Origin of the sequence: Rothia nasimurium, assembly GCF_928391935.1 — a bacterium.
Lineage (GTDB): Bacteria > Actinomycetota > Actinomycetes > Actinomycetales > Micrococcaceae > Rothia > Rothia nasimurium_D.
In genome coordinates this window covers 1-9900 of the sequence record NZ_CAKMTD010000016.1, presented here as the reverse complement: position 1 = coordinate 9900, position 9900 = coordinate 1, and the positions used below count along the sequence as shown (strand labels likewise).

The following is a 9900-nucleotide window of genomic DNA, read 5'->3' as shown; positions in this document are numbered from 1 at the left end:
TAGGCCAGGTATGGACGCGGGGAATGCCCGTGGAGTTGACTGGTACTAATAGTCCGAAGGCTTACACTTTTTAGCTAGTACGTGTTTGTTTGTTTGCGTCCACTGTATGGTTTTGAGATAACAACCCACCGGGTTGATTCAGACACTCTGATGAAGCGAGGGGGTCTAGAGCTAACGCTCTAGACCCCCTCGCTTTTTTGTGTTTGCTCAGAAGTAGCAGGGCATCGCCGTTTCCTTTGACGCAGCTTCAGCTGGCTGGGTGGGCTGGGTGTGGTCCAAAGGGTGGGGGAGGTAGCTGGGCTTACTGGCTGGCTTACTGGCTGGGCAGGCAGTGGGGGAGGGGCGTCCTTGGCAGGGCCGTACAATGGAGGGCATGACACTCACCGCACAAGAAGCAAACGCCTGGTTCAGGGCCGCTGGGGCCCCGCTCGTCGTCCCCGCCGGGGAAAGGGCCAGGTGGGTGCTTGCCCGCTCAGCCCCGCTCTCCGCCTGGCTCCTGGCGTCCTCCCTGGCCTACATCGGCCTACTCTGGGGCATCTCCAACCTCGAGTTTGAGACCCAAGACGGAGGCACTCCTGTGCAGGTGCCAGAGAGCGTCCTGACCCCTATCTTCATTCTCATCGCCCTCGTGCCGCCCCTGCTCCTACTCGTGGTGCCCTGGGTTGTCTCCCGCCTCTTGAAGCCCATTTCTTTCTGGGGCCAAACCCTCGTGGGTGCCGTCCTGCTCCTGTTGGCCGGGCTGTCCATGCTGCCCCAGACCGCCCGCTGGGCAGGCCTGCCCGAAATCGCTGACGCCCTGGCCTTGAGTGATGTGCTCTGGAGCCTAGGGGCCGTGCTCCTAGTCGCCTTCCTGGGCCTGGACTCCCTCTTCTACTGGGCGCTAAGGCAGATCCTTAAAGAGACAGCAGCCCTTTCTACCATGGTCGTTAAGGTGCTGCCGGTGCTGATGATTGCGGTGCTTTTCTTCTTCGTTAACGGGGATATTTGGCGGGTTGCCGCTGCCCTCAGTATGCAGCGCACCTTGCAGGTGGTGGCAATCTTGGGGGTGTTGGGTTTGCTGGTTGTCTCGTCTACGGTCGCTGAGAAAACCCGCCGCCTGCTTGGGGCCCGTAAGGGTGACCGGGTGGAAGAGTTTACGGATGCCGAATACGCAGGAGCTGCTGAGCAGGCCGGTGGCTCCTGGGGCCGGGAACTTGCGAGCCTGAAGCCTGGCCAGCTCAAACACCCGGCCCATTTTGGGTGGAGTGAGTGGAATAATTTGGTGCTCCTGCCCATTGTGGTTCAGATGATTCAGGCCCTGCTTTTTGCCCTGGTGGTCTTCCTCTTCTTTATCTGGTTCGGCACTATCGCTATTCCTGATGCAACGATTACAAGCTGGCTAGGGTTTGAGGCGAGCAGGGTGACCCTGCTGGGGGTGCAGTTCCCCTTCACGGACGTGCTGGTGAAGGTGTCGATGGTGCTGGGGGCTTTCGCGGCCCTTAACTTCGCTGCCCAGACCAGCACGGATTCCCGGTATGCGGAGGAGTTTTTGGAGCCTGCTATTGGCCAGGTGCGGCGCACGGTGATGGTGCGGAATATTTACCGGGCCAGTAGGGTGCAGAAGTAGTAGAGGCATTGCGGTAAGACTGGTAAGCCAGCTCTATATTCAGAATTATTCTTCTGTTTTTAGCTCAATCAGCTTAGAATAAAGGCAAGATAGTGCATTTCAGAAAAATTTTTCCGAAAGGGGTTGCGGTGGAGACTGCTGTTTCTGTGGGTGTGGCTATCCGAGATGCCCGTAGGCACTTTCGCCTTACCCAGCTTGAGTTAGCTGAACTGGTGGGGGTGAGTGACCGCACCGTTCGGGATATTGAGAAAGGGCGCTCTGGGCCTTCGTTCTCGACTGTGCTTGCGGTTGCGGCTGCAGTTGGGGTTCGTCTTGAGGTTGTTGGGTCTGTATGATTCCTGAAGATTATAAAGGTGTGAGGGCTGCGGACGTATACGTGGCAGGTGCGCTTGCAGCATGCCTCACGAAAGACCGGCAAGGGGCGGTAACTTTTTCGTATGTACCGGGTTATCGGGGGCGTCCGGTGGCAATTGATGGTTCTGCTGTGCGGGGTGCCCAGCGTGAGCTAAGGTTCCGCCGGTACGAGCTAGAAGATTAAGCGGGCTGATTCGCCTGCATCACCGTACTGAGTTGAGGCTGTGCCTGGCCTGCAGGGAAGGACGCTTGGGGGTGGGCTTGGCCTGGGCCGCAGGGGGTAATCCTGCATCGCGGGGGTGTGGGTGAATCTGGGTGAGAAAGCCACGCAGCCCGTCTTCCTTTGGCTTTGGATCGTGCTTCTATAAGCGGTGGTTTGTGAGCCGGTTCCCGCCTCGGTGGCGACACCCCCTGACCATTATTTGTGTTGGCTGGGGGCGTTGAGCCATGCCGTAGCTACAGCTTGTTTATGCCACTTTGGGTAGGAAGTTATCGAGTGCTTCCCGAATAACTTCAGATGTGCTCAAGCCCTGTTCTTGGGTATAGCGAGTAAGGCGCTCTTTGATGTCAGGAGTTACTCGCGCGTTAATGCTGGGGGAGTGGCCGCTAATAGCTTCTGCAAGAGCGGGGCGGCCTCGGGTGGCGGCCTTGACGATTTTTTCAGCGCGGGCTACTGTTTCGGCATTGCGCGGGATGATGGTGGCTGTGTCTAGAGCATCGAAAAATTCATCAGACTCAGCCCACTTGGAAAGGGCTTCACCAATTTTTTCATGGTCAGCTAGGGTGAGGTTGTTGAAGTCGATATTGTTGAGATTTTCTATCTGTGACATGTTTTTTCTTTCGGCTCTATGGTGGTCAATATTGTGCGTCTGCATATTATCAACCACAAAATCTAAGGAAGAAAATTCGCACCTATCCTATACGTGCAGATGCAAGCACCCCCCAAGGACGCAGGGGGAGGGTCTGCCCCGTAGGGTGGGCTGGGCCTAGCCCGCAGGGAGGGTGAACCTGACCCGCTGGGAGGGTGAGCCTAATCCCGCTGGAAAGGACGCTTGGGGGTGGGCTGGAGGCGCCCCCTAAGGACGCAGGGGGCTGGCTGGCAGGGCCCCAAGAGGAGGTGCCCACCCCTGGCCCAAAGGGCAGGTGACCGCTTATCTCCTTGTATGTTCTTGTTCGCCTAAATCACGTGAAATCTTACAGTCTTCTCTCAAATTAGGAGGGGCCCTGGTGGTAGGCTTAAGACAAGACTAACTAGCGGAAATTGCCGCGATCGGAACCACACCTCAAGCCTCCACAGGGCAGTGCCAACCGTGATACTCACGGTAGGTGCTGCACCGGAGGCAGGGGGAAGGTCGCGCTGGTAATGAAGCTGGTTGGTCTGGCCTCACCGCTTCGGCGGTGGGTCGGCACTTTCCCTCGCATCTTAATATTGGCAGGTTGATCATCCTTCGCGGGGTAACACCTGCGGCACTTGGCCTACCTGCATAGTATCGAGAACCAGTGCAGAACCGTAGCTAGGTTCTGGATTCACTGGAGGGGGAAACGCCTTTCACATGTACATTGTTGAAAGGAATCATTATGATTCGCACCCCCAAGAGGCGCCTTAAACAGGGCCTCGCGGTGCTCGTAGCCGGTGCGCTGGCTGCAGGTACCTTACCGATTTCAGCGGCTGGCGCCGTTGAGATCGCGCCTGGGGACCCGGGTAGTGTTTATAACTACCCTGTAACAAACTGGGTCTCAACAGGTACGGGGCGTACTAACCCCACCACTGGTGTAACCAAAGCTGAAGGTAGCGGTTACACCTCTCGCCTCGATACCATCAACGCCAAGGGTAACCCCGAGGTCGTTGCAACCGGAGCTCTACTGCCCTTCAACTACAAGAACGTTGAACTAACAACAACGTCTGAATGGCAGAAGTTTAACTCCAACACTTCATCAAACGCTGCTCTGCAGATCAGCAATTATGCCCCTGGCTACTATGACCTGTACAAGGACACCTGCCTTGCAGCAGGTGGCTACGCAGCCGGTGAAGTAGTGGACTGTGGCGTCAGCCGTACCGTCACCTACACCTTCTCAGAGCCTGTTTGGTTCCCCAAGTTTGCGAACCAGACGACTGTGAGCTCAATCAGAGACGCGAATAATGTTACTGAGTTGGTGCAGTTTGAAGAGATGAAGGTTGTGTCCATCAACGATGGCACCACTGACCGCTCTTCAGCTGACTACAACGGTGGCAACCTGCCCTTCTACCCGCAGTACCGCACGGACAATAACCCCCGCTGGTACTCCGATGGTGTAGACGCTCAGGGTAACTACTACAACACTCTGGATTTGAGCCTGTGGTCTGTTAACGCTGACGGTGTTAACGTTTGGAACGGTCCCACCGCGGTACCCGGTTCTGACGCTTCTGCCTCTATTGCTCAGTTCGGTATCCCCGGCTTCGTCAAATCAGTCACTCTGGAGTTCACTCCTAAGATTCTGGTGAACGATCCTACGGTTGTTGCTGAGTTCAACGACCCCAACGTGGTTCGCGATTACAAGGGCGTCAACTACACTCTCAAGGAACTCCTTGACTGGAACGCTCCTAACGTGGATCCCCGTAAGTCCCGTTACCAGGCTTACGTTCCCCGTACTGACTTCGCCGTCACCAAGGACTTCACCAAGACTGATGGAGTTACTCCCCTCGCTGCCACTGACACGGTAGCTCCTGGCGAGGAAGTCACCTTCGCTATCACCGTTGAGAACACTGGTGCCATGGATTCCTGGGGTTACGCAGCTCTGGACACCATGCCTGCCCAGCTGGACCCCTCAAGCGTTGAACTGGTTCGGGTAGATTCAACCCAGGGCGATTCAGCAACCAACATGTACGTTGGTACTGCTGGGGCAACTTCGTCTCTGGCTGCTGCTGGCACCAAGGTTGAGGTTGTAGACGGCAAGTTCCGTCTCTTCCGCGTGGGTGAGGATTACGACATCACCGGCGGTAACGTCAACATCCCCGGCACTGCAGACTACACCGATGGCACTAACATCGGCCGTGTGTCCCCCAAGGATCCCACCAACACCACCGTTCTTCCGACCGGCGGTCTTCAGGTAGGCCAGAAGGACACCTACGTCTTCAAGGCCAAGGTTAAGACGCTTGCTGAGCTGCAGGCCCAGGGTGATCCCCTGTGTGGCGCCACCAAGGCTATCGAAAACATCGTCACTGCTTACGACTCTGTTGTTAACCCCAACAACGAAGCAACTGACGACGCTGACCTCGTCATCGAGTGCAAGGCAGCTTCAATTAGCCTGGAGAAGACTTCTGACTACGTTCAGAAGGACGCCCAGCCCGGTGACGTAGTTACCTACAGCTTCACCGTTACCAATAACGGCACTGCTCCTTTGACTGAGTTCACCGTGTCTGACCCCCTTCCGGGCCTGGGCACTCTGGAGTACCCTGCAGACCGTTCACTGGCCTCTGGCGAGTCCAAGACCGTCACTGCAAAGTACACCCTGACTCAGGACGACATCAACGCTGGTTCACTTAAGAACGTCGCAACCGCCACCGGCGAAACCGGCGATCCTAACGTACCGAACCCGACCCCCGTCACCGATGATTACACCATCAACTTTGACCAGGTCGCGTCTTTCGATTTCGTCAAGTCATCTAACTACAATGCCACCACTGCCAAGGCTGGCGACGTTGTAACCTACAAGTTCACCGTCACCAACACCGGCAACGTCACCCTCGATTCTTTCAAGATCGAGGACACCCTGCCCGGTCTGTCCGCGCTGGAATACCCTGCTGATCGTTCACTCGGTGCAGGTGAGTCCAAGGTTGTTACCGCAACCTACACCCTCACCCAGGCTGACATCAACGCCGGCGGCGTAGTTAACACTGCAAAGGCAACAGTAACTCCCGAAAACCCCAACGTTCCTAAGCCTGATCCCAAGGACGGAACCACCGAGGTTAAGGTAGACCAGAAGCCCGCTTTCACCTTCGTCAAGTCCAACAGCTTCGACATCACTGGCGCTAAGGCTGGCGACACTGTTGAATACCAGTTCACTGTTACCAACACCGGCAACGTCACCCTCGATTCCTTCGAGATCACTGACGACAAGGTAGGCGCTATCACCTACCCCGCCGACATGGTTCTGGAACCCGGCGAGAGTGCAATCGCAACCGCGACCTACACCCTCACCCAGGCAGACATCAACGCCCGCAAGGTAGTTAACAATGCAACCGCAACCGTTGACCCTGCTGGCAACATTCCTGCCCCGGACCCCAAGGAAGACACCAACACCCTCAACTTCGACCCCAAGGCCGACTACGAGTTTGTTAAGTCCTCCGACTACAATGCCGCCAACGCCAAGGTCGGCGACACCGTCACCTACAAGTTCACCGTCACCAACACCGGTAACGTGACCCTCAGTGACATCACCGTTCAGGACAACAAGGTCGGTGCAGTCACCGTCCCCGCTGGCACCACCCTGGAGCCCGGCAAGAGCCTGGAACTCACCGCGGACTACACCCTGACCCAGGCCGACATCAACGCAGGTGGCGTCGTTAACGTCGCAACCGCAAACGTCGTGCCCCCCACCGGTGTAACCCCGCCCGCACCCAAGACCGATGACGACGTCATCGTTATTGAGCGCAACCCTGACTTTGCTTTCGTCAAGTCATCAGACTACGACGCAACTAACGCAAAGCCCGGCGACGTTGTCACCTACCAGTTCACCGTCACCAACACCGGCGACGTTGACCTGGCAACCTTCGACGTTGTTGACCCCCTGCCCGGCCTCTCCGCTATCAGCTACCCTGCTGACCGCACCCTGGCCGTCGGTGAGTCCAAGACCGCAACTGCGACCTACACCCTCACCCAGGCAGACATCAACGCCGGTGGCGTCATCAACACCGCTACTGCTTCAGTAACCCCCGTTGATCCCGACCCCACCGACGACGTCGTTGTCACCCCCCCTGCACCCAAGACCGATGACCACAAGATCGTTGTTGACCGCAAGGCCGACTTCGAATTCGTCAAGTCATCCAACTTCAATGCAGCAAACGCCAAGGTCGGTGACACCGTCACCTATACCTTCACCGTCACCAACACCGGCAACGTTGACCTCTCAACCTTCGAGATCAACGACCCCATGGTAGGCCTGACTAACTGGGTATACCCCGCTAGCCGCGCCCTGCCCGTTGGTGCCACCGCAACCGTCACCGCCGACTACGTCCTGACCCAGGCCGACCTCGGCAAGGGCAAGATCGTCAACACCGCAGAAGCATCTGTAGTACCTGCCGATCCCACTCCGGAGGACCCGACCGATAACGTCCCGACCCCTCCGAAGAAGCCCGGTGAGGAAACCATCGTTGTTGAAGCCAAGCCTGACTTCACCTTCGAAAAGACCTCAGACTTCAACGGTGCAACCGCGAAGGTAGGCGACACCATCACCTACGAGTTCACCGTCACCAACACCGGTAACGTTGACCTCGAAACCTTCGAGATCGCCGACGGCCTTGAAGGCATTTCCGCCATCAAGTACCCCGCTGATCGCACCCTCAAGGTAGGCGAAAGCAAGACCGCTACCGCCACCTACGTCCTGACCGACGCTGACTTCGTCAAGACCAAGGTCACCAACTCTGCAACCGCAGCAGTTACCCCCAAGGACGAAACCCCTGAGGACCCCTCAGACAACATCACTCCTCCTGCACCCAAGACTGATGACCACGAAATTCCCCTGCCCCTGAAGGCAGACTTCGAATTCGTCAAGTCCTCAGACTTCGCAGGTAAGAAGGCCAAGGTAGGCGACAAGGTAACCTTTACCTTTGACGTCACCAACACCGGCAATGTTGCTCTGGAAACCTTCGAAATCGTTGACCCCATCGCAGGTGAAATCACCTACCCTGCAGACCGCACCCTGGCCGTCGGTGAAACCAAGACCGCAACCGCGATCTACACCGTCACCCAGAAGGACGTGAACGCAGGCGGCGTTGTTAACGTGGCAACCGCTTCCGTGGTACCCGTTGACCCCACCCCCGGCGATGGCAACAACGAAATCGTTCCCCCCGCACCGAAGACTGACGAAGAGAACGTCGTAGCCGAGTACCGACCCGACTTCGACTTCGCTAAGACCTCAGACTACGATGTGACCAAGGCCAAGGCTGGCGACACCGTAACCTACGAGTTCACCGTCACCAACACCGGCAATGTCGACCTCGAAACCTTCGAGATCACCGACCCCCTTGCTGGCCTCTCAGCCCTGACCTACCCCGCAGACCGTAGCCTCAAGATTGGTGAGTCCAAGACCGCCACTGCGACCTACGTTCTGACCCAGGCTGACATCAACTCCGGCGCCCTGCGTAACACCGCAACCGCCAGCGTTGTACCCGTAGACCCCACCCCCGGCGACGGTAACAATGAGGTAGTGCCCCCGGCACCCCAGACCGACAACTGGGTACTGGCCTTCGACCCCAAGCCTGACTTCGAGTTCGTCAAGTCATCCGACTTCACCGCTGCTACCGCAAAGGCAGGCGACACCGTCACCTTCACCTTCGCAGTAACCAACACCGGTAACATCGACCTCGAAACCTTCGAAATCGTTGACCCCCTGCCCGGCCTCTCCGCAATCAGCTACCCTGCTGACCGCACCCTGGCCATCGGTGAAACCAAGGAAGCAACCGCAACCTACGTCCTCACCCAGGCAGACATCGACAAGGGTTCAGTCGTCAACACTGCAGAAGCATCTGTAGTACCCGTTGACCCCACCCCCGGTGACGGTAACAACGAAATCGTTCCCCCCGCCCCCAAGACTGATGAAGAAATCATCAACCTCAAGGGCCAGTACGGATCAGTAGTCGTACACTTCAAGAACACCAACGGTGAAGTCATCGCACCTTCCGTCTTTGACACCACCAACGCTCCTGTAGGCACCGACTACAACACCACCGACCACCTGGTTGAAACCATCATCCACGATGGCAACAAGTACGTTCTCGTACCCTCCAAGACCGAGGGCACAGAAAACGGCCAGGTCGTTGAAGGACAGACCGAAGTAACCTACGTTTACCAGAAGGTTGCTAACTGGGTACCCCTGATTCCTCCGGGATCAAACGTACCTGGCGATCCGATTCCTTACCCCTTCGATCCGACCAACCCCGATTCACCTATCGTCCCCGGTGACGGTAACGTGATTCCTCACGTACCCGGTTACACCCCCGTTGACCCCAAGACCAACGAGCCCCTGAAGCCCGTTGATCCTGAGGACCCGAGCAAGGGTTACGTACCCCCGGTACCTGAGACCCCCGGCGTTGACACCCCCATTCCTTACGTCAAGGATGAGGCACCCAAGACCGGTAACGTCATTGTTAAGTTCAAGGACATCGACGGTAACCCCATCGAAGGTCTGAACCCCATCATCGACGTTGAAGGCGCTTCTGTCGGCACCGACTACGACACCACCGAGCACAAGAAGCTCACCTACACCGCTCCCGACGGCACTGAGTACGTCTACGAGCGTGTAGAGGGCAACGAGACCGGCACCGTCGTAGAAGGTAACACCACCGTTACCTACGTCCTCAAGAAGGTTGAAAAGCCCGTTGAGGAACCCAAGACCGGTTCTGTCGTTGTCAAGTACACCGACGTTGATGGCAACCCCATCCCCGGCCTTGACGACGTCAACGCTCTGGTCGATGTTCCCGTTGGCACCGACTACAACACCACCGAGCACAAGAAGCTCACCTACACCGCTCCCGACGGCACTGAGTACGTCTACGAGCGTGTAGAAGGTAACGAAAACGGTCAGGTCGTTGAAGGCAAGACCACCGTTACCTACATCCTCAAGAAGGTTGAAAAGCCCGTTGAGGAACCCAAGACCGGTTCTGTCGTTGTCAAGTACACCGACGTTGATGGCAACCCCATCCCCGGCCTGGGTGACGTGGTTGACGTTGAGAACGCCTCCGT

Annotated in this window: 4 protein-coding genes; 3 read left to right on the top strand and 1 reads right to left on the bottom strand. The window is 57.2% G+C overall.

The window, feature by feature from the left end; all coding sequences use genetic code 11:
• The first annotated feature begins 373 nt into the window (after window positions 1-373).
• Together L7A15_RS10525 and L7A15_RS10520 are read left to right on the top strand one after the other, a co-directional pair.
• Window positions 374-1606 (top strand): hypothetical protein, encoded by a 1233-nt coding sequence (locus L7A15_RS10525; protein ID WP_237209080.1) that lies wholly within the window; start codon window positions 374-376, stop codon window positions 1604-1606.
• 92 nt (window positions 1607-1698) lie between these two features.
• Complete coding sequence (locus L7A15_RS10520) at window positions 1699-1941, top strand: helix-turn-helix transcriptional regulator (RefSeq protein WP_336603649.1); 243 nt, start codon at window positions 1699-1701, stop codon at window positions 1939-1941.
• Between the two features lie 486 nt (window positions 1942-2427).
• On the opposite strand, the gene L7A15_RS10515 is transcribed toward L7A15_RS10520, so the two are convergent.
• Window positions 2428-2790 carry a ribbon-helix-helix protein, CopG family gene (locus tag L7A15_RS10515; protein ID WP_237209081.1) on the bottom strand — a complete coding sequence of 121 codons (363 nt, stop codon included), beginning with the start codon at window positions 2788-2790 and terminating at the stop codon, window positions 2428-2430.
• Window positions 2791-3538: 748 nt separating this feature from the next.
• On the opposite strand from L7A15_RS10515, the gene L7A15_RS10510 reads away from it, so the two are divergent.
• A partial coding sequence (locus tag L7A15_RS10510; RefSeq protein ID WP_237212503.1) for a DUF7507 domain-containing protein occupies window positions 3539-9900 on the top strand: 6362 nt, incomplete at its 3' end.

Bases quoted from the DNA above. Each gene is read 5' to 3' on its own strand.
- L7A15_RS10515 (WP_237209081.1), bottom strand. From the start codon at position 2,790: ATGTCACAGATAGAAAATCTCAACAATATCGACTTCAACAACCTCACC.
- L7A15_RS10525 (WP_237209080.1), top strand. From the start codon at position 374: ATGACACTCACCGCACAAGAAGCAAACGCCTGGTTCAGGGCCGCTGGG.